This is a genomic window from Nocardia mexicana NBRC 108244 (genome assembly GCF_001613165.1).
In the GTDB taxonomy this organism is placed as follows: domain Bacteria; phylum Actinomycetota; class Actinomycetes; order Mycobacteriales; family Mycobacteriaceae; genus Nocardia; species Nocardia mexicana.
In genome coordinates, this window is record NZ_BDBV01000046.1 from 50,840 (window position 1) to 70,033 (window position 19,194).

Here is a 19,194-nt window from a genome sequence, read left to right on the forward strand (position 1 = left end):
TTGCGACACACGGAAATGTTACATGGCGCAGTAATTTTCGTAAATGTTTGTGTTTATCTACAGCGGGAATAGGATACCGCTTACCAGCCGGGATAACCTCGGATAATCGAAGGACTTCGATTCGGCTATCCCGCCAGCGATGATCGACCTGCAAGTAGATGTGGACAGTTTTGTGGTAGATGCCAATCCGCCAATCGTGCTCACTGTTGTGATTCCCGTACTGAACGAGGCGAAGAGCATCGCTCGAACACTGGACAAACTGGCCGTACAGGCGGCCGTCGACGAGATCGTGGTGGTCGACAACGGCAGCACGGACGGTACTCGTCAGCTCGTCGAGAAATATTCTCGCGAACATCCGAAAGTGTTTGTCGTCACGGAATCCCGGCGCGGGGTCGCCCGGGCCCGCAACACCGGATTCGACGAGGCGCGCGGCGAATACATCGCGCGCACCGACGCCGATACGCTGGTAGCCGCGGACTGGGGTGAGGTCATACGGCGGCACTTCGACGACACTCCCGATTGCGCCGCGGTGACGGGTATTGCGACCTATCACGATTCGCCGGTCGGCGGCCTGCTCGAGTTCGGCATTCTGCTGCAGCGGAAACTCGGCAAACTCGGTGGGCGCGTGGGCAATATGTACGGCCCGTCGATGGCGATCCGGCGCACGGCGTGGGAGAAGGTCCGGGGCGATACATCGACCCGGCCGGATGTCGTCGACGATCTGGACCTGGCGATCTGCCTGGTCAAACACGGGCAGGTCATCCACCAGCTCGTGAATATGCGCGTGCGGACCTCGTCTCGCCGCCGGAGGCTCGCCCCGCGGCGGTGCCTGCAGTTCCACCGGGGTGGACTGCGCACGGCGCGGCGGCAGGAGATCCCGATCCGGTGGCCGCACTACGTGATCATCGCCGGTGCCCTGGTGTCGCACACTGCGCAGTGGCCGCTCTACCGGTTCTGGGATTTCGATCGACGTCGTTTCACGTTCCGTCCGGACGCCGAACGCCTCTTCCCGCTGGGAGATTGAGGGCGGATCAGCGCCGACCGAAGAACCGCTCGACCTGCGCCGCTCGGCGGCGGCGTCGGCCAGCGGCCAGGTCAGCCGAGCAGGATCTAGACCTGTTGTGCCGTAATGCTTCAGGATCGGACCGGCGACAGGTCCACGTCGGCGGGAGGTCGCAGGCGGCGCAGAGTGCCGTCAAAACCCGTGGTGTACAGCGCCCAGCCCTCGCCGTCCGGGGCGATGCGCACCGAACTCGGCCCGGTCCACCCGCTCGACAGGCCCGAGGCAATGACACACGAAGCGCCGGTGTCCGGGTCCACACGGTGGATCGCGCCTTCGAAATGGGCTGCGACATACAGCGATCCGGCCTGCGACATGGTCAGATCGTCCACGCCCGCGAACACCCCGGGTAGCCTCGTCACGATCGTCCACCGATCCGGTGTGTCCAGCGGGACGCGGATGATCTCGCCGGTGAGCAGGTCGTCGGTGTACACGGCGCGGTGGTCCGGGCTGAGCGCCAGCCCTTCCGAACGCGGCACGGGCGACCAGTTGGGGACGACCGTGCCGGAGTCGCGCAGATAGCGGGTCAGTCCCTGGGACGGGCCACCCTCGGTGCCGACCCAGGTCGTCAGCAGATCGCCGCCGGGCAGCCGCAGCAGCCCGTTGCCCGCGAACGCCGCAGGTTTGGTCACTTCGCCTGTCGCGGTGTCCAACTGCCACAATCTGCCGTCCCGCCCGCCGACCACGGACAGGATCGAGCCGTCGAGCCGCAGGCCGCGGGGCACGCCCATATTCTCGAGCACCACGCCCACCTGCCCCGCGGCATCGATATGCGTCACGCTCGAGGCCCCGGACAGATAGAACCCACCCCGGCCGTCGGGCTCGAGATTCTCCAGCTCCCCCAAACCGTGCGCCACGGTCTCGACCTGCCACCCGCCGCACTCCGCGGCTGCCTGCGCCGGGGCCGCCGCGAGCCCGCAGACCGCCATGGCGGCAGCGACACACAACGCGCGAATTCGTGCGCCCGACAAGACCATTTGCGCAGCCTATGCCACTACACCTCGGCCGAGGGACCCCCAAGTGATCGGGGCATGCGTTGCCATCGCGTCATCGCACGATGGTGCGGTCCCTACTTCTCGGGCCGATGCCGGATGTCGCGGACGTAGGTGACCTCCGGCTTGCCCTCGCCCGGGCTGCGGCCCTCCAGGTCGAACAGCGTTGTCGCGGTGAACAACTCGCCGAGCTTGGTGTATCCGAAGGTGCGGGGGTCGAAGTCGGGGCGCTGCTTGTTGATGATCGAGCCGACGCCCGACAGCATGGCCCAGCCGGAGTCGTCGGAGGCCGCGTCCACGGCGTTGCGCAGCAGGTTCATCAGTTTGGCGTCGCCCTTCAGCTGATTGGCCGCGGTCTTGCGGGATTTGGCGGTGGCGACCTCTTCCGTTGTGCCGGTGAGGTTTTCGGTATAGATGAACTTGTCGCAGGCGGCGACGAAGGGCTTGGGCGTCTTGCGCTGGCCGAAACCGTAGACGGTCAGGCCGGATTCGCGGATGCGGCTGGCCAGCCGCGTGAAATCGCTATCGCTGGAGACGATGACGAATCCGTCGAGGTTGCCGGTGTAGAGCAGGTCCATCGCATCGATGATCATCGCCGAGTCGGTGGCGTTCTTCCCGGTGGTGTAGCCGAACTGCTGGATCGGCTGGATCGACTGCTCCAGCAGCTGTTCCTTCCAGCCCTTGAGATTCGAACTCGTCCAGTCGCCGTAGGCGCGCTTCACGTGCGCGGTGCCGTACGTGGCGACCTCGGCCAGCAGCCCGTCGGCGATTCCGGGTTGCGCATTGTCCGCATCGATCAGCACCGCGAGCCGCGTGGCATTGTCACTGGTCATCGGTCGGCTCCCGGCTCTCGAGGGATTCCAGCTCGGCGCGCATTTCCGCCACCTCGACGGCCAGTTCGTCGCGCATCTGCTCGCGTTCCAGCAGGCTGATGCGCAGGCTGTCGATGGTGTCGTTCATCGAGGTCAGCTTCCGGTCGGCGCCCTCGAGCTGCCATTCGAGGACCGCCCGGCGGCCCACGTGCAGGCTCGCGTTCGACACCCATTCCACGACGTGATCGAGCCACTCGGGCTGCTTCGGCATCGGCATGGATTCGTCCCAGCCGCGCCGGAGCGCGGGCTTCGACGAGAGCACGCGTTCGGCGGCAGGTCCGGAAACGGGGGCGTTCATCTGCGCGAGGCTCAGTTTTCCGGCGCTGGTCACGACGGCGGTGAGGCGATAGCGCCCGGCGAGGTGCATTCGCAGCTCCGCCGTGCCGCGCCCGTCGGCATCCATCGCCCCGAGCCACGGCCCGTCCGCCGCGTCGAGGATCGATTCGATCACCCCGAGCTGGCCGACGCCGCGACGCAGCCGGGTAGCGCGTTTGCGCAGGTCGTGCGCCGTGGCAGTCATCTGATCCCAGTGCATCGCACCGTTCCTAATCCGTGAGTGATAGAGGATATCTCTCGGTTGCGGCCCGAACGGTCTTGGCCGCAGGTGTGTGGTGCTTGCTGCCGGACCGGTCCGGCCTCCCGAGGGGGTCGAGGGCGGGGCAGGGCTTCTCACACGCCACGCGTCTCTGGGCGGTGGCTCTCGCCAGGCTCGGCGGTTGGCCCGCCACGCTCCGCTGTGCGTGGCGGGGGCCGCTCGAGTGGCGCGAGAGCTTCACCCCGAGTCCGCGTCGACCGATCGCGACCGCCGCTCCGTGATGGACGGTCACCGCACGATCGGAAGTCTGGGTCTGCTCCTGCAGCGGTGTGCGCCAATGCTTGGCACCGACCTTGCTGGTGTAGGCCGGATCGACCGCTACGACGGCAATGTCGAGCCGTGTGGCTATGGCACGCAGTCGTTCTCGGAACCGGCGGGTGGGGATGGTGGCGACCACACGGCGGAATCGTTTGCCGCGGCGGCCGCGACCCATGGTTTCCCGGCCTGTGCCGCGGGCATCGGCAAAGTCGAGATCCTCGATCACGATCGCAGTGCACCCGGTGAGTACGGCCTGATCGCACAGCGCGGTGAGCGCAGCACGTAGGTGCCCGTCCCGCCGCGACGAGGACAGGCCATGTCCTGGCAGGGCGATCGTGGCGGGCTCGCCGACGGGGTTGCCATACCGGTCGAGAACACAAATGGCCAGATGCCCGGCGTTGAGATCAACCCCCAGCACCGGCCCGGTTCGGATCGCAGTGAGCGGTACGGTCGGTGTGGGCGCTAACGACCACGACGCATCCAGGTACCAGCGGTCCCGGGTCGGGTCGAACACGATGTCGTAGCGCACGGCCTGGCGTGCTGCGATGCGCCCCGTCCACTCGGTGCTGCGATGGCAGAAGGTCACCGGAGCGGCGATCTCGAGGTGGGTCCCGAACCGATCCGCCAGGGCGGCGGGAACTTTGACGCGCAGCCGCCGTGTTTCGGGTGCGACACGGATGGTTTCGTTCCCACCCACCTTGCCAGCTTCCCCGTCGGCGGTGAGAAACATTCGTGCCGCATCCCACTGCTGTCGCCACCCGGCCTCGGACATGGGTACGTCGGCGAGATGGTTACGGTTGCGCCACAACTGTTTCCCGCCGACCACAATCGACGGACGTCCCTCGGCCAGATTGCGCCGAGCGCGCTCGGCGACCACACGCAGGGCCGCGAGGCGTCGAGTCTTGGCGAAACGTTCCGCGGTGTCTCGATAGCCCGCGACCTTCCCATCGCGTTCGTTCGGGGCGAGCGTGCACCGTGCCGCGAGCGTCGCGACAGCTGAATCCAGGCTGCGCGCGTGTGCAGCCAACGCACGCATACCCGACTGGTACTGGTCCTCCACCGATCGAGTGATCGCCCCGGCCCACCGCGACGACGTCTCGGCGGTCAGGGCCCGCTTGCGGTCGGCGCGGTAGTCGGCTTGCCGTGTGCGGTCCAGGGTGCCTTGCGCGATCCGTGCGGCGAGCTCGCGGCGATACAACCGACCATTGAACTGGCCGATTTCGCGCAGCGCTGCCTCTTCCCCAGGTCCTAGACGCAACCGAGTACGGATCCGCGCGCCCGCTGGGGCACCGACAACCCGAGGGGGGTTGCGCCGTCGCCTACCCACGGTTGCCACGAGGACATCCCGGACGGAGTCGGAGATTCACGCCATCAGCATACGCACTCGAACATACATTCACTCGGTAGGCTCGGGGGTGGTCGGTGACCGCAACGCCGGATCACGCCAGCGGCAGCAGGGCCGTCGGGGCATCCTCGGCGGTCTCGGCGAGATCCTCGAACTCGGTGACCTTGTCGATATCGGCGGCGCCCATCGCGATATTGGTGACCTTCTCGAGGATGATCTCGACCACCACCGGCACCCGGAATTCCGCGGCCATCTGCTTGGCCCGATCGAAGGCGGGGGCGATCTCGTCGGGGCTGTCGACTCGAATGGCCTTGCAGCCCAGGCCCTCCGCGACCCGCACGTGGTCGACGCCGTAGCCCTTGGCCTGGCCCATCGAATCGTCGGCGTTGATGTTGTCGAAGCCGAGCTGCACGTAGTAGTCCATGTCGAAGGCCCGCTGCGCCTGCCGGATCAGGCCCAGATAGGAGTTGTTCACCAGCACGTGCACATACGGGAGGTTGAACTGGGCGCCGACGGCGAGCTCCTCGATCATGAACTGGAAGTCGTAATCACCCGACAGCGCAACGACATTCGCCTCCGGATCCGCCGCGACCACGCCGAGCGTCGCGGGCACCGTCCAGCCCAGCGGTCCGGCCTGGCCGCAGTTGATCCAGTTGCGCGCCTTGTAGACGTGCAGCATCTGCGCCCCCGCGATCTGCGACAGCCCGATCGTGGACACGTAGCGGGTGTCGCGCCCGAATGCGCGGTTCATCTCCTCGTACACCCGCTGCGGCTTCACCGGGACATTGTCGAAATGCGTCTTGCGGTGCAGGGTCCGCTTGCGCTCGGTGCAGTCGGCCACCCAGCCCGAGTAGTCCGGCAGGGTTCCGGCCTGCTCGCGTTCCTTCGCGACCGCGAGCATCTGCTCCAGCGCCGCCTTGGCGTCGGAGGCGATCCCGTAGTCGGGCGGGAACACCCGGCCGATCTGGGTGGGCTCGATGTCCACATGCACGAAAGTGCGTCCCTTGCGGTAGGTTTCGAGCCCGCCGGTGTGGCGGTTGGCCCACCGGTTGCCGATGCCCATGACGAAGTCCGACGCCAGCAGGGTGGCATTGCCGTAGCGGGTGGAGGTCTGCAGCCCGACCATGCCGGCCTGCAACTCGTGGTCGTCGGGGATGATGCCCCAGCCCATCAGGGTCGGCACCACCGGAACCCGCAGCAGCTCGGCGAGTTCCACCAGCAGGTCCTCGGCGCCGGCGTTGATGATGCCGCCGCCCGCGACCAGCAGCGGGCGCTCCGCCGCGGTCAGCATGTCCAGCGCCTTGGCGGCCTGCGCGCGCGTCGCCGCCGGTTTGTACACCGGCAGTGGCTGATACGTGTCGGGGTCGAATTCGATCTCGGCGAGCTGCACGTCGATCGGCAGGTCGATGAGCACCGGACCCGGACGGCCGGAGCGCATCAGGTGGAATGCCTGCTGGAACGCGCCGGGCACCTGCGCCGGTTCCAGCACCGTCACCGCCATCTTGGTGACCGGCGCGGCGATGGACGAGATGTCGACCGCCTGGAAGTCCTCCTTGTGCAGCCGCGCGGTCGGCGCCTGCCCGGTGATGCACAGGATCGGAATCGAGTCGGCGATGGCCGAATACAGGCCGGTGATCATGTCGGTACCGGCCGGGCCGGAGGTGCCGATGCACACGCCGATATTGCCGTGCGCGGCCCGGGTATAGCCCTCGGCCATATGCGAGGCGCCCTCGACGTGGCGGGCCAGGACGTGCTTGATGCCGCCGTGCGCGCGCAGCGCCGAATAGAACGGGTTGATCGCGGCGCCGGGCAGACCGAACGCCTGCGTGGCGCCTTCCAGCTCCAGGATCTTGACGGCCGCGTCGACGGCCCGCATGCGTGGCATTACAGGTTCTCCAATTACTCGGTGCCAGTGGGTATTCCAGTCCGAGCTCGGCTCGAGGGGCCGTCACCCTCGGTCTGCCGCGTCCGGCTGTGAACGGTTGTGTGGGGTGCTCCCCGCCGCACCCGGGTCACGGATGCGGCGTGGTCAGGTGGTGACCGTGTTGCCGCGGTAGGCGCGCCAGTCGCCGATATCGGAGATATCGATCAGCTCCGGCGAGCCCAGGTGGTCGTTGCGCAGGACGGTCGCCAGGCAGGCGGTGCCGTCGTCCAGTTCGATCAGGCCGAGCTCCAGCTCCGGCGGCTCAGCCGGAATCAGGTTGTCGCGCAGGGTTTCCATCGGCACGTCGTAGACCTCGCCGGTGACCGCGCGGCCGTCGGCGTCGGTGGCGATCATGGCGGGAAAGCGGTCGCCGACCGAGTAGTAGCGGTACTTCGGTGCGCTGCGGGCGGTGCGCAGCAGCGGCGCGCCCGCGATCTGGTCGTGCAGGCGGCCGCCGCGCATGCCGTCGCCGTTGAGGAACATGAGGACCATCGGGATCTCCGTTCGGTCAGTTGCCGGATGTGGCGGTGAAACGATCGAGCAGGTGCTGCCTGCCGGACGCGGTGAGCGGTCCGTACAGGCGCAGGCGGGCGATGCCGCCGTCGGGAAAGACGTTGAGCCGCACCTGATTCACGGGCTGTTCGCCCGAGAGTCGGAACCGGTGCGGGGCGTCGGGTTGCAGGTCGGTGGGTTTCAGCAGCGACACCAGGTCGCCACCGGGCGTGTAGCCGTCCAGCGAGATCCGGGTGGGCGCATTGCCCTTGTAGTGGGTGGTGTCCAGCTCCAGCACCGAAGGCACCGCCTCCGCGGCCAAAGCGACGGTGGCCCAGTCGTTTCCGTCGTCGCGGCGGCGGCGCATCTCCCAGCCGTCGGCCATGAACCGCGAAATGCCCGGCTGCAGCATATTGTTCGGCGGGGAGAAGAATCCGTCGCTGCAGGCGACGGCCCGGCCGCCGTTGCGCAGCGCCACCAGGTCGAAGGGGACGTCGTCGAGCCACTGCGGATCCGGGACGGCGGTGCCGTGCACCCGCAGCCGCGCGATACCGCCGTCGGGGTGCATGTTCAGCCGGACGTGAGTCAGCCGCCGGTCGTCGGACACCTCGAACACGTTGCGGGTGTCGCCCTCGACCGGCGAGCGCGGTACCACCGTGTGCCAGTCGGCGGCGAGCAGCTCGTCGACCGTGGGCTGGCCCGGGACACAGGTGCCTTCGATGGACACCTCCGGCGGGTAGTTGCCGACGAAGTACGCGGTGTCGACGACGAGCGCGGCCGGAACCCCGGCGATGCCGAGCCGGATCAGCGCCCAGTCGGGCCCGGCGCTGCCGTCGCGGCGGCGGCGCGTCTCCCAGCCGTCGTACTCCTGGCCCTTGTTGTTGAAGGTGTGCGGGCGATACACCGGCGCCGCGTCCTTGATGAGATTCTCCCGCTCGGCGAAGAATTCGTCGTTGGCGGCGACGACGCTCCCGCCGACCTGACGGACGGCCAGGTCGGGTAGCCGGTCCCAGTCACTCATCTAAACCCCTTTCTGCAGCAGGCGGCCACGGGGATGGTCGCCGGTGATGTGTTCGCCGCGCAGCCAGGTGGATCGCACCACGCCGCGCAGCGTGCGGCCGTCGTAGGCGGTGATCGGATTGCGGTGCTGCAATGCCGCCGCGTCCACGACGAACTCCTCGTGCGGCGCGAATACGCAGAGGTCCGCGTCGGCGCCGATCGCTATGCGGCCCTTGTGGTTCAGACCCACCAGGTCGGCAGGGGCGGTGGCCATCCAGTGCACGACATCGGTCAGTCCGGCCCAGTCCGGTGCGGCCGTCCACACCGCGGACAGGCCGAGTTGCAGACCGGCGATGCCGCCCCACGCCTTGCCGAAATCGCCGCCGCCCGCCCGTTTGAGTTCGACGGTGCTGGGGGAGTGGTCGCTGACCACGGAGTCGATAACGTTGTCGCGCAGCCCGTTCCACAGGCCCTGCTGGTTGACGCGATTGCGGATCGGCGGACAGCACTTGAATTCCGTTGCGCCGTCCGGAATCTGCTCGGCGCTGATGGTGAGATAGTGCGGGCAGGTCTCGGCGGTGATCCGCACACCGCGCGCCCGGGCCGCCGCCAGCAGCGGCAGCGCGCAGGCGGCGGCGAGATGCAGTACGTGCACCCGCGCGTCGTATCGCTCGGCCAGTTCGACAAGTGTGCGGACGGCGCGGGTCTCGGCCTCGGTCGGGCGTGAGGCCAGGAAGTCGGCGTAGATGGGGCCGTGCGGTTGCGGGGCGGCGTCGATGACGGCCGGATCCTCGGCGTGCACGATCAGCGTCGCGTCGATGTCGGCCACCGCCCGCACGGCGGCCTCGAGCTGCGCCGCGTCCAGATGGCAGAACTCGTCGACTCCGGACGGCAGCAGGAAGGCCTTGAAGCCGAACACCCCGGCCTCGGCCAGCGCGGGCAGCGCGGCGAGATTGTCGCCGACGGCGCCGCCCCAGAATCCGACGTCGATGTGGCACTGCCCGTCCGCGACCGACCGCTTCTCCCGCAGGGCCGCCACATCCACGGTGGCCGGAATGCTGTTGAGCGGCATATCGATCAGCGTGGTGATGCCCCCGGCGGCGGCCGCTCGGGTCGCCGTGGCGAACCCCTCCCATGCGGTGCGGCCCGGCTCGTTGACGTGCACATGGCTGTCGACCAGGCCCGGCAGCAGCACGGCGTCGTCGGACACCTCGACGATGTCGGTCGCGTCGACCGGTGCGTCGAACGGCACGATCTCGGCGATACGCCCGTCCCGGACCACCACCGACGCCGCGACCTCACCGTTGGGCGTGATCACCCGGCGGGCGCGAAACACCTTGGGTGCGTTGGTATTCACGACTACTCCTGTACTGCTGTGACGATCGGTGCCAGGTCATCCGGCTGTGTTGCCGCCGCGTCGTTAGGGCACAGAGCCCGTCGGCGAGGGCCGCTAGGCGGACGAGCCCGCACGGTGTCGGCCTGTCCCGGCTTGCGGCGGCCCGCCGTGGTGCAGGGCCGGTCGGTGGGTGTGCCATATCGGCGGGCGATTTCCCGTGCGGTGTCGGTCCGTCCCCGCGGCAGCTCGCCGCGCGCAGGCCTCGTCGCCCGGATGCGCCTCGGGTCGTCCCCGCGCAGTCGGAGTCCGGGTCGATGCGCGATACCGGGAGGTGGCTCCCCGCCGCCCGGCAACGGAGCGACTGTCTCGCCGCAGGTCGCAGCGGTGCACCGTCCCGTCGGCGGGCTGCGCCTCTCGTCGCCCTCGGTGCGGGCCCGGGGGCCGGGCACAGGCGCCGAGGACGCGCAGCTGTCGACGGGTGCCGGATTCCGAGGTTCGGGCGGAACACGGCGATGGTGTCGCGCCGACGGTCGGGTCGGCGGCGAGACAGGGGACGGCGGGGAGCCGGGGCGGCCGGCACCGCCCGGTCCGTGGGCTGGACGGATGCTCCGTCGGCCCAGCGGAAGTCGGGACCCATTGACGGCGGATGGGTGCCCGGCCTCCGCAGGACCGACGGCGCGGCGCTGCCGGTCGCGCGGCGGCTGCCCCCGCCACGCGGGCGGAAGTCGGAAACCCTCGACGGCGGCTGGGTTTCCGGCTTCCACCCGCGCGGCGGGCGCAACGACGCGGCTGGTGTTCCCGCACCCCTTGCGCGTTCCCGCACTGGTCGCAGAGCCCCGCAAAGGGTGCGGGAACGGATAAGGGGTGCGGCTGTGCTTGTGCTCGGCGGTGGGTGTGCCCAGGAAGGGTGTGCCTTCCGTTGCGGGCATGGTGTTCGCGCACCCCTTGCGCGTTCCCGCACTGGTTGCAGAGCCTCGCAAAGGGTGCGGGAACGGATAAGGGGTGCGGCTGTGCTTGTGCTCGGCGGTGGGTGTGCCCAGGAACGGTGTGCCTTCCGTTGCGGGCATGGTGTTCGCGCACGCCTTGTGTGCTCCCGCACGGGTTGCAGGCCCCGTTGGAGGTGCGGGAACCAGCAGGGCGTGCGTGAAGGCTGGTGTGCAGCGCGGGTGGTGGGCGCCCGCGTGGTGGGTCGGTTGTTCGCGCACTGGTTGTTGGTTCTCGCACGGGTTACGAGGGTCTGCGGGGGTGCGGGAATGTGCAGGGGGTGCGGGAGGTGGGAGGTGGTCATGGGGTGCTGCTTCGGGCGGGGGTGGGGAGGAAGGCTTGGGCGAGGCGTTCGCCCTGGTGCTCCAGGAGTTCTGCGGCGTTGGTCTGGCAGCGCTGGAGGTCGGGTTCCAGGGCGGTGAGGGGGTAGGTGGCGGCGAAACCGGCTGAGCGCAGCTGGTTCTCGTCGAGCAGGGTGCGGCCCGCGACGGCTACGGTGGGGACCCCGGCCGCAGCGGCCCGGGCGGCGACGCCCACAGGGGCCTTGCCGTGCAGGGTTTGGTCGTCGAGCGAGCCCTCGCCGGTGATCACCAGGTCCGCGTCCTTCAGGCTGCGGTCGAAGCCCGCCAGGTCGAGCATCACGTCGATGCCCCCGGCCCGGCGGGCGCCGAGTACGGCGATCGCCGCGAACCCGATGCCGCCCGCCGCACCCGCGCCCGGCCGACTCGCCGCGTCGAACCCGGTGCGCTGGGCGACCAGCCGGGCCCAATGCGCCAGGCCCGCCTCCAGCGCGGCCACAGCACCGGCGCCCGCCCCCTTCTGAGGGCCGAAAATGCTTGCGGCGCCGACCGGTCCGAGCAGCGGATTGTCGACGTCGCTGGCCAGCACCAGCTCCACCTCGTGGATCCGGGGATCGAGCTGGTGCAGATCCAGGTAGGCGATGTCGGTCAGACCACCGCCACCCGGACCCGCCGGACGCCCGTCCGCGTCCAGCAGCGCCGCGCCCAGCCCTGCCAGCAGGCCGGCGCCACCATCGGTGCAGGCACTGCCGCCCACACCGAGAACCACAGTGCCGCATCGGGTGTCGAGTGCCGCACGGAGTAGCTCACCGACTCCGAGGCTGGTCGCGGTGAGCGGGGCGAGAGCGCCGCCCGGCAACTGCGACAGCCCGCACGCGGCGGCGGCCTCCACCACCGCGACGTTCCCGTTGTGCGCGAACGCCGCCCGCACCACCTCGCCCGTCGGCCCACTGACTTCCGCAGTGGCGCGGTCGAATCCGGCCGCCACCGTCGCGTCCACCGTCCCCTCCCCGCCGTCGGCCACGGGGACCCAGCGGATGTCGGCGTCGGGGCGGACCCGGCGGATCCCGGCGGCCACCGCATCGGCGACCGCACCGGCGCTCAGCGACCCCTTGAACTTGTCCGGGGCCAGGACGATTCGTGGTGCGTTCACGGCTGCTACTTCTCGCCGCGGCCGTTGAGGTTCTCGATCACCTTCAGCAGCGCCGAGTGATCGAGCGAGCCGTAGCCCTGCGCGCGGCCCGCGGCGATGAGCGAACCCACGAGCGCGCCGGTGGGCAAGGCGATATCGGCCTGCCGGGCGGCGTCGGCGATGATGCCCATATCCTTGTGGTGCAGGTCGATTCGGAATCCGGGCGCGAATTCGCGCGCCACCATGGACTTGCGCTTGAGCTCGAGGATGCGACTGCCCGCGAGGCCACCGGCGAGGACGTCCAGTCCCTTGCCCGCGTCGACGCCCAGCGACTCCATCAGCACGATGGCCTCCGCCACCAGGGCGTAGGTGCCGCCCACGACCAACTGGTTGGCGGCCTTGACGATCTGCCCGGCACCGTGCTCGCCGACGTGGATGAAGGTCTTGCCGACGGCGTCGAAAATCGCTGTGGCGGAGTCGAAATCGGAGTCCGTACCGCCGACCATGATGGACAGCACGCCCTGCTCGGCACCGGCCTGGCCGCCGGACACCGGCGCGTCCAGCACCCGGAACCCGCCCTTGGCGCCCGCCTCGGCGATCGCGATCGAGCTCTCCGGCCGGATGGTCGAGAAGTCGATCAGCAGAGCGCCTTTCGGGGCGTTCGCGAAGACGCCGTCCTCGCCGAGCACCACCTCCTCGACCTGAGGATGGTTGGGCAGCATGGTGATCACGATCTCGGCGTCGCGCACCGCCTCGGCGATGTTCTCGGCCTTCTTGCCGCCCTCGGCCTCCAGCTTGTCCAGCGCCTCGGTGTTGAGGGTGTAGCCGGTGACCTCGTGTCCGGCTCGTACCAGGTGGCCCGCCATCGGCGAACCCATGATGCCGAGGCCGATGAAACCGATCTTGCTCATTCACTTGCTCCTTATCGCGTGGGCAGCCAGGCAAAGCTGTCGGCGCTGGCGCCGGAGGGGAGGTATTCGGCGGCGATATGACCGCGATATCCGGCCGCGCCGATCTTGTCGACGTAGCCGAAGATGTCGAGTTCGCCGGTGCCGGGCTCGTGCCGCCCGGGAGCGTCGGCGATCTGCACGTGGGCGATCCGGTCGCCGTAGCGCTCGACGACCTTGTCCAGGTCGTCGCCGTTGGTGGCCAGGTGATACAGATCCGCGAGCAGGCCCAGGTTCGCCGCCCCCTGCGCGGCGCGCACCCGATCGAGCACGCCGACCACGTCCGCGGCGGTCTTCAGCGGATAGGCCTCGATGCCGCTGACCGGCTCCAGCAGCACGGTGCCGTCGATTTCGGCGATCGCGCGCGCGGCCAGCGCCAGATTGCGCAGCGCCACCTCGTCCTGCTCGCCGGGGTCGACGTCGTCGATCCTGTTGCCGTACAACGCATTGAACGCGCGGCAACCCAGCCGGCGACCGATCCGTACGGCGACGGCGACGCTGTCGGCGAACTCCTGCTCGCGCCCCGGCCACGACACCAGGCCGCGCTCACCGGCGGGCATGTCACCGGCGAACAGGTTGAGGCCGATCAACTGCACACCGGCCTGCTCGATGGCCTGCACGAAGGCATCCACCTCGGCGTCGGTGGGGGTGGCGGTGTCGAACGGCCACCAGAATTCGACCGCGTCGAAACCGGCCGCCTTGGCGGCCGCGGGGCGGTCCAGCAGGGGGATCTCTTTGAACAGGATGGACAGGTTCACCGCGTAGGGCAGTGGTTGGTCAGTCATGCGTTCTCTTCTCTGTCGGACCCGCCGCGCCGGTGTGAGCCGGGTTGGGGGCGCCGTCGTCCTTGGAGGTCCGACCTCGTCGACAGGACCCGTTGCTGTCGTCGGGACCGTCGTTGTCGACCGATCCGTCGTTCCGGCGAATGACGGGAGACGCAACTCGAGGATCTATGTCCCGTCTCGGTTCCGGCGTCCACCGGAACGACGGCGCCGGTTGGCGAGCGCCGGGTCGAGGTGTCGGCGTCCGGCAATGCCCTGGTGGGGGCGATATTCGGACCGATCACGGAGGGCGTCGATGCCCGGACACCACGCTCGATAGTGGTTCCGTGATATGGAATCTTTCTTCCGCTATTCGACGGTAGCGGCAACCAAGTGTGGCGGTCAACACTTTGGCCGAAATCCGGGTGAACCTCGGCCGACCCGTTGACAGTCGTTGTGAGCGGTCTTACATTCGGTCATACGGAATTTGAATTCCGCATTGCAGAAGTTCAGCTATCCCGGTCTTCCGGATGGAGGTGCGTCCGGTGACGGAATCGCAGTCGATCGCCCAGCTCAACGAGCTGCCCGTGGAAACTTGGCGGGCGGCCCTGGAACCCGTTGTGGCCGTTGCGGAATGGATCGACGAGGTGGCGGCTGCCCGGCCCTACGCCGACCGCTCGGCGCTGCTGGACCTGGCCGAACGGTCGGCGCTCGCGCTCACCGAGAGCCAGGTCCGCCGGGCGCTGGCCGACCATCCGCGCATCGGCGCCGCCACCGCGCCCGGCTCCCGGGCCGCGCGCGAACAGTCGGGCGTCGATGCCGCCGACGCCGAACTCGCCGCGCAACTGCGCGACGGCAACCTCGCCTACGAGGAGAAGTTCGGCCACATCTACCTGGTGTGCGCCTCGGGCCGCAGCGGCCACGAGATGCTCGCCGATCTGTCGGAACGGCTCGGCAACGAGCCGGACGACGAAATCCTGGTCACCCGAAGAGAACTCGCCGCCATCGCACGAAAGCGGCTGGAACGGATGGTTGTTCAATGACGCGCAGCGCCATTACCACTCATGTGCTCGACACCGCCGCCGGTCATCCGGCCCGGGGTGTCGCCGTGCGCCTGGAGGCCCGCGCCGGCGACGGCTGGCGGGAGCTGGGTACCGGTCGCACCGACGACGACGGCCGGGTCGCGGCCATCGGCCCGGAGCGGGTGGACGCCGGCGACTATCGCCTGATCTTCGACGCCGCAGGCTATTTCGGCGATCGCGACCGATTCTTCCCCGAGGTGACGGTGACCTTCACCGTCGCCGATCCGCAGCAGCACCACCACGTGCCGCTGCTGCTGTCCCCGTTCGCCATTTCCACCTATCGAGGGAGCTGACTTCCATGGCCATCCAGCTCGGGCCCAACCAGTACGGCAAGGCCGAAAACCGCCTCGTGCGCGTCTTCCGCGACACCGCGCGGCACCAGATCCGCGACCTCAACGTCTCCTCCGCGCTGCGCGGCCGGTTCGCCGACGCCCACATCACCGGGGACCAGCGCGACATCCTGCCCACCGACACCCAGAAGAACACCGTCTTCGCCTTCGCCAAGGAGAAGGGCGTGGAGGCGATCGAGGACTTCGGCCTGACCCTCGCCGACCACTTCATCGCCCGCTGCCCGGGCGCCGACGGCGCGCGCGTCGAGATCGACGAATATGCCTGGGACAGAATCCCTGTCGACGGCATCGGCCACGATCACTCGTTCGTGCAGAGCGGCGGCGTGCGGACCACCGTCATCAACGTCGACGGCGTCGGCCCGGATCGGCGCGCGCATGTCGTCTCGGGCATCAAGGATCTGGTGGTGCTGAAGTCCACCGGGTCGGAGTTCCACGGCTACTTCAAGGACAAGTACACCACGCTCGAGGAGACCAGCGACCGGATCATGGCGACCTCGCTGGTGGCGCGGTGGCGCTACGACCACACGGATGTCAACTGGGACAAGTCTTTCGACTCCATTCGCTCGATCCTGCTGCGGCAGTTCGCCGCCGTGCACTCCTACGCCCTGCAGCAGACCCTCTACAGCATGGGCCGCGCCGTGCTCGAGCAGCATCGCGAGGTCGCCGAGATCAGGTTCTCCGCGCCGAACAAGCACCACTTCCTTTATGACATAGGACGTTTCGGCCTCGACAACCCGGGCGAGGTGTTCATCGCCGCGGATCGGCCCTACGGCCTGATCGAGGCCGCGGTCGAGCGCGACGACGCCACCGAGCGTGGCGCGGCATGGCACGGGATTCCCGGCTTTTGCTGACTCGCGGCCTGACCATCTGAATACAGGAGGTGCGGCGATGGCCGCAGCCGAAGAACCCGTACGACATCCGGTCGACGAGCTGCCTCCCCCGTGGCAGCTCGTCGCGGGCGGACTCCAGCACATCGCGGCGATGGTCGCGGGTGTGGTGGCGCCGCCGCTGATCATCGGGGCCGCGGTCGGGCTGAACCACGCCGATCAGGCGATGCTCATCACCGCCAGCCTGTTCACGGCGGGCCTGGCCACGCTGCTGCAATCGCTGGGCTGGTGGCGATTCGGGTCGCGGCTGCCGCTGATGAACGGGGCGTCGTTCGCCGCGGTGGCGCCGGTGCTGGCGATTGCCAAGACGGCGGCGCCGGGCTCGGCCCTGCCCGCGGTCTACGGTGCGACACTGGTGGCGGGTGTGCTGGCAACCCTTGCGGCGCCGTACTTTTCGAGGCTGCGGCGGTTCTTCCCGCCGGTGGTGGGCGGCACCGTGATCACCCTGATCGGTCTCTCGCTGCTGCCCGTCACCCTGAACTGGGTGCGCGGTACCGGCGAGGGGGAGGGCGGCTCGGCGCCGGTGCCGATGGAGAATCTGCTGATCGCCGGTGCCGCCCTGCTGGTGGTGCTGGTCTGCCACCGGTTCCTGCGGGGTTTCGCCAAGCAGCTGTCGCTGCTGATCGGCCTGGTGGTCGGATCGCTGCTGGCCTGGCCGCTCGGCCTGGTGAACAGCGCGCCGCTGCGCGATGCCGAGATCGTCGGATTCATGCCGCCGATGCACTTCGGAGCGCCGCAGTTCCAGATCGGCGCGATCGTCACCATGTCCATCGTGATGCTGGTGGTGATGACCGAGAGCACCGCCACCATGATGGCCCTCGGTGAGATCGTGGACCGGCCCGCGGAGGAGCGGACCGTCGCCGACGGCCTGCGCGCGGTCGGCGTCGGCACCGCGGTGAGCGCGCTGCTCGGCGGCTTCGCGTGCAGCGCCTTCGCGCAGAACGTCGGACTGGTGGCGCTGTGCCGGATGTACAGCCGCTACATCGTGGCCGCCAGCGGTGCGCTGCTGGTGCTGCTCGGGCTGTTCCCGGTGGCCAGCGGGGTGGTCGAGCTGGTGCCGAAGCCGGTGCTGGGCGGGGCCGGGCTGGTGCTGTTCGGGACCGTGGCCGCGGGCGGCATCCGCACCCTGGCCAAGGCGGATCTGGGGGATCCGGTGAACTCGCTGATCGTCGGGGTGTCGCTGTTCATCGGCATGACGCCGACGGTGGTTCCCTCGTTCTACGAAGGTCTGCCCGGTCCGCTGGCTACGATCATGGGGTCGGGGATCAGCGCGGGCTGCCTCACCGCGATCGTGCTGCACCAGGCGTTCCGGATCCGGGCGCAGCGGGTTGCGGGGGCGGCGGGCATCTAGTCCCGCCTCGGTCACGGCACTACTCTTCCGTATCATCGAAGTCTACTTCCGCTATGCGAACTTCCATAAGGCGGAACCGGCTGCGAAGATGGTGGGCATGCCCACCGATGAAGGAAGGATCGCCGTGACCGAAGCCAGTCCGCGGACCGGCGGGGTGCAGTCCGTCGATCGCGCCTTCGAACTGCTGGAGCTGGTCGCCGACGCGGGCGGGGAGGCGACGCTGTCGCAGCTGGCCGAGGCGTCCGGCCTGCCGCAGCCGACCATCCACCGGCTGCTGCGCACCCTGATCACCGGCGGTTACATCCGCCAGCAGCCTTCCCGCCGATATTCCTTGGGGCCCAGGCTGATTCGTCTCGGCGAGACGGCCGGCCGGGTGCTCGGCGCCTCGGCCCGCCCGCACCTGACCCGGCTGCGCGACCTCACCGGCGAGACCTCCAACATGGCGGTGCTCGACGGCGATCAGGTCGTCTACGTCGCCCAGGTGCCCTCCCCGCACGCCATGCGGATGTTCACCGAGGTGGGCCAGCGCGTCGACCTGCACTGCACCGCCGTCGGCAAGGCCGTCCTCGCGACCTTGGCGCCCGAGGAGAGCGACCGCATCCTGTCCCGCATCTCCATGAGCCCCCGCACCACCCACACCATCACCGACCCGTCGGTCATGCGCACCGAGGTCGACCGCATCCGCATCCAGGGCTACGCGGTAGACGACGGCGAACAGGAAATCGGCGTCCGCTGTTTCGCCGTAGCAATCCCGAATGCCCCTACGCGCGCAGCTATTTCGATCTCCGGCCCCCAGGCCCGAGTCTCCGGCTTGGACATGGACGCGATCATTCCGCTACTCCAGGAGACCGCGGCCAACCTGGGCAAGGACCTGACGGCCCAGAGCTGAGCCTGTTCGACACCGATACCGACAGTTTCGACGCGGTCTGGCAAACGGCCCGACCGGTGGAAGGCTGAGCCGATGGCGCGCACCGAGTTCTACGACGATCCATCCGCACCAGAGCCGAACAGTCTTGTCGTCACTGCTTCCGCCGTGGTGTGCGACGACATGGGTCGCATCCTGCTTCAACGACGCGCTGACAGCGGCCTATGGGCACTGCCTGGCGGCGGCATGGAGATGACCGACAGCCTCCCCGGCTGCGCGGTACGAGAGGTCAAGGAAGAAACCGGTCTCGACATCGAATTCACCGGGCTCGTCGGCACTTACACCGATCCGCGCCACGTCATTGCCTATAGCGACGGCGAGGTCCGGCGCCAGTTCAACGTGTGCTTCCTTGCTCGTGTCATCGGGGGCGATCTCGTCATATCCGATGAGTCCACCGAACTACGGTTCGTGGACCCCGCCGAACTGGACAGCCTCGACATGCATCACACGCAGCGACTCAGGCTGGCCCACTATTTAGAGGGGCGAAGCACGCCATACCTCGGCTGATTTCGCACCGGCCTGAACATGGGGCGCGATCATCCCGTTGCTCTGGGGGCCACGGCCGAACTGGGCAAGGACCTGACGGCCCAGGGTTGAGCCCGC

18 protein-coding genes are annotated in these 19,194 nt (G+C 68.8%); 7 read left to right on the top strand and 11 right to left on the bottom strand.

Annotation, left to right across the window (positions count from 1 at the left end; genetic code table 11):
- Window positions 1–196: 196 nt before the first annotated feature.
- The gene (locus NM1_RS18920) at window positions 197–1,024 is read left to right on the top strand and encodes a glycosyltransferase family 2 protein (RefSeq protein ID WP_246010828.1); all 828 of its coding nucleotides are present in this window, start codon (window positions 197–199) and stop codon (window positions 1,022–1,024) included.
- A gap of 110 nt (window positions 1,025–1,134) precedes the next feature.
- Here the strand turns inward: NM1_RS18920 and NM1_RS18925 are convergent, their stop codons facing one another.
- The 11 genes from NM1_RS18925 to NM1_RS18975 all read right to left on the bottom strand — a co-directional run bounded on the left by NM1_RS18925 (window position 1,135) and on the right by NM1_RS18975 (window position 14,020).
- Window positions 1,135–2,037, bottom strand: a complete 903-nt coding sequence (locus NM1_RS18925; protein ID WP_068021343.1) for an SMP-30/gluconolactonase/LRE family protein — start codon at window positions 2,035–2,037, stop codon at window positions 1,135–1,137.
- 92 nt (window positions 2,038–2,129) lie between these two features.
- Window positions 2,130–2,885 (bottom strand): NYN domain-containing protein, encoded by a 756-nt coding sequence (locus NM1_RS18930; RefSeq protein WP_068021346.1) that lies wholly within the window; start codon window positions 2,883–2,885, stop codon window positions 2,130–2,132.
- Window positions 2,875–3,444 carry a hypothetical protein gene (locus tag NM1_RS18935; protein ID WP_147288890.1) on the bottom strand — a complete coding sequence of 190 codons (570 nt, stop codon included), beginning with the start codon at window positions 3,442–3,444 and terminating at the stop codon, window positions 2,875–2,877. Before NM1_RS18935 ends, NM1_RS18930 begins: the two co-directional genes overlap by 11 nt.
- A 25-nt stretch (window positions 3,445–3,469) precedes the next feature.
- Complete coding sequence (locus NM1_RS18940; RefSeq protein ID WP_084519772.1) at window positions 3,470–4,975, bottom strand: hypothetical protein; 1,506 nt, start codon at window positions 4,973–4,975, stop codon at window positions 3,470–3,472.
- Window positions 4,976–5,216: 241 nt separating this feature from the next.
- Window positions 5,217–7,007: a glyoxylate carboligase gene (gcl, locus tag NM1_RS18945; protein ID WP_068021351.1), complete on the bottom strand. Its 1,791-nt coding sequence runs from the start codon at window positions 7,005–7,007 to the stop codon at window positions 5,217–5,219.
- A gap of 144 nt (window positions 7,008–7,151) precedes the next feature.
- Complete coding sequence (locus NM1_RS18950) at window positions 7,152–7,538, bottom strand: allophanate hydrolase-related protein (RefSeq protein WP_068021353.1); 387 nt, start codon at window positions 7,536–7,538, stop codon at window positions 7,152–7,154.
- Between the two features lie 16 nt (window positions 7,539–7,554).
- Window positions 7,555–8,559, bottom strand: coding sequence for an allantoicase (alc, locus tag NM1_RS18955; protein WP_068021354.1), 1,005 nt, complete (start codon window positions 8,557–8,559; stop codon window positions 7,555–7,557).
- Window positions 8,560–9,894 carry an allantoinase AllB gene (gene allB, locus NM1_RS18960; protein WP_211339340.1) on the bottom strand — a complete coding sequence of 445 codons (1,335 nt, stop codon included), beginning with the start codon at window positions 9,892–9,894 and terminating at the stop codon, window positions 8,560–8,562. It abuts the gene before it with no gap.
- Between the two features lie 1,263 nt (window positions 9,895–11,157).
- Window positions 11,158–12,309, bottom strand: a complete 1,152-nt coding sequence (locus NM1_RS18965; RefSeq protein WP_068021356.1) for a glycerate kinase — start codon at window positions 12,307–12,309, stop codon at window positions 11,158–11,160.
- 5 nt (window positions 12,310–12,314) lie between these two features.
- Window positions 12,315–13,199, bottom strand: coding sequence for a 2-hydroxy-3-oxopropionate reductase (locus tag NM1_RS18970; RefSeq protein WP_068021358.1), 885 nt, complete (start codon window positions 13,197–13,199; stop codon window positions 12,315–12,317).
- Between the two features lie 11 nt (window positions 13,200–13,210).
- Window positions 13,211–14,020 carry a hydroxypyruvate isomerase family protein gene (locus NM1_RS18975; protein ID WP_068021360.1) on the bottom strand — a complete coding sequence of 270 codons (810 nt, stop codon included), beginning with the start codon at window positions 14,018–14,020 and terminating at the stop codon, window positions 13,211–13,213.
- A 521-nt stretch (window positions 14,021–14,541) separates the two neighbouring features.
- Between NM1_RS18975 and uraD the strand changes: the two genes are divergently transcribed.
- From uraD to NM1_RS19005, 6 genes are all read left to right on the top strand, one after another.
- Complete coding sequence (gene uraD, locus NM1_RS18980) at window positions 14,542–15,039, top strand: 2-oxo-4-hydroxy-4-carboxy-5-ureidoimidazoline decarboxylase (protein ID WP_169814288.1); 498 nt, start codon at window positions 14,542–14,544, stop codon at window positions 15,037–15,039.
- Complete coding sequence (gene uraH, locus NM1_RS18985; RefSeq protein ID WP_068021364.1) at window positions 15,036–15,371, top strand: hydroxyisourate hydrolase; 336 nt, start codon at window positions 15,036–15,038, stop codon at window positions 15,369–15,371. The genes uraD and uraH overlap by 4 nt, the downstream gene beginning before the upstream one ends.
- Before the next feature lie 5 nt (window positions 15,372–15,376).
- A complete protein-coding gene (gene pucL, locus NM1_RS18990) occupies window positions 15,377–16,279 on the top strand; it encodes a factor-independent urate hydroxylase (protein ID WP_068021366.1) in 903 nt (300 codons plus the stop codon).
- A 37-nt stretch (window positions 16,280–16,316) separates the two neighbouring features.
- Complete coding sequence (locus NM1_RS18995) at window positions 16,317–17,666, top strand: nucleobase:cation symporter-2 family protein (protein ID WP_068021368.1); 1,350 nt, start codon at window positions 16,317–16,319, stop codon at window positions 17,664–17,666.
- A gap of 124 nt (window positions 17,667–17,790) precedes the next feature.
- Window positions 17,791–18,555: an IclR family transcriptional regulator gene (locus tag NM1_RS19000; RefSeq protein WP_373864053.1), complete on the top strand. Its 765-nt coding sequence runs from the start codon at window positions 17,791–17,793 to the stop codon at window positions 18,553–18,555.
- Between the two features lie 72 nt (window positions 18,556–18,627).
- Window positions 18,628–19,098 carry an NUDIX hydrolase gene (locus NM1_RS19005; RefSeq protein ID WP_068021370.1) on the top strand — a complete coding sequence of 157 codons (471 nt, stop codon included), beginning with the start codon at window positions 18,628–18,630 and terminating at the stop codon, window positions 19,096–19,098.
- Window positions 19,099–19,194: the final 96 nt, after the last annotated feature.

Bases quoted from the DNA above. Each gene is read 5' to 3' on its own strand.
- NM1_RS18925 (WP_068021343.1), bottom strand. From the start codon at position 2,037: ATGGTCTTGTCGGGCGCACGAATTCGCGCGTTGTGTGTCGCTGCCGCC.
- NM1_RS18930 (WP_068021346.1), bottom strand. From the start codon at position 2,885: ATGACCAGTGACAATGCCACGCGGCTCGCGGTGCTGATCGATGCGGAC.
- NM1_RS18935 (WP_147288890.1), bottom strand. From the start codon at position 3,444: ATGACTGCCACGGCGCACGACCTGCGCAAACGCGCTACCCGGCTGCGT.
- gcl (WP_068021351.1), bottom strand. From the start codon at position 7,007: ATGCCACGCATGCGGGCCGTCGACGCGGCCGTCAAGATCCTGGAGCTG.
- NM1_RS18950 (WP_068021353.1), bottom strand. From the start codon at position 7,538: ATGGTCCTCATGTTCCTCAACGGCGACGGCATGCGCGGCGGCCGCCTG.
- alc (WP_068021354.1), bottom strand. From the start codon at position 8,559: ATGAGTGACTGGGACCGGCTACCCGACCTGGCCGTCCGTCAGGTCGGC.
- NM1_RS18970 (WP_068021358.1), bottom strand. From the start codon at position 13,199: ATGAGCAAGATCGGTTTCATCGGCCTCGGCATCATGGGTTCGCCGATG.
- NM1_RS18975 (WP_068021360.1), bottom strand. From the start codon at position 14,020: ATGACTGACCAACCACTGCCCTACGCGGTGAACCTGTCCATCCTGTTC.
- uraH (WP_068021364.1), top strand. From the start codon at position 15,036: ATGACGCGCAGCGCCATTACCACTCATGTGCTCGACACCGCCGCCGGT.
- pucL (WP_068021366.1), top strand. From the start codon at position 15,377: ATGGCCATCCAGCTCGGGCCCAACCAGTACGGCAAGGCCGAAAACCGC.
- NM1_RS18995 (WP_068021368.1), top strand. From the start codon at position 16,317: ATGGCCGCAGCCGAAGAACCCGTACGACATCCGGTCGACGAGCTGCCT.
- NM1_RS19005 (WP_068021370.1), top strand. From the start codon at position 18,628: ATGGCGCGCACCGAGTTCTACGACGATCCATCCGCACCAGAGCCGAAC.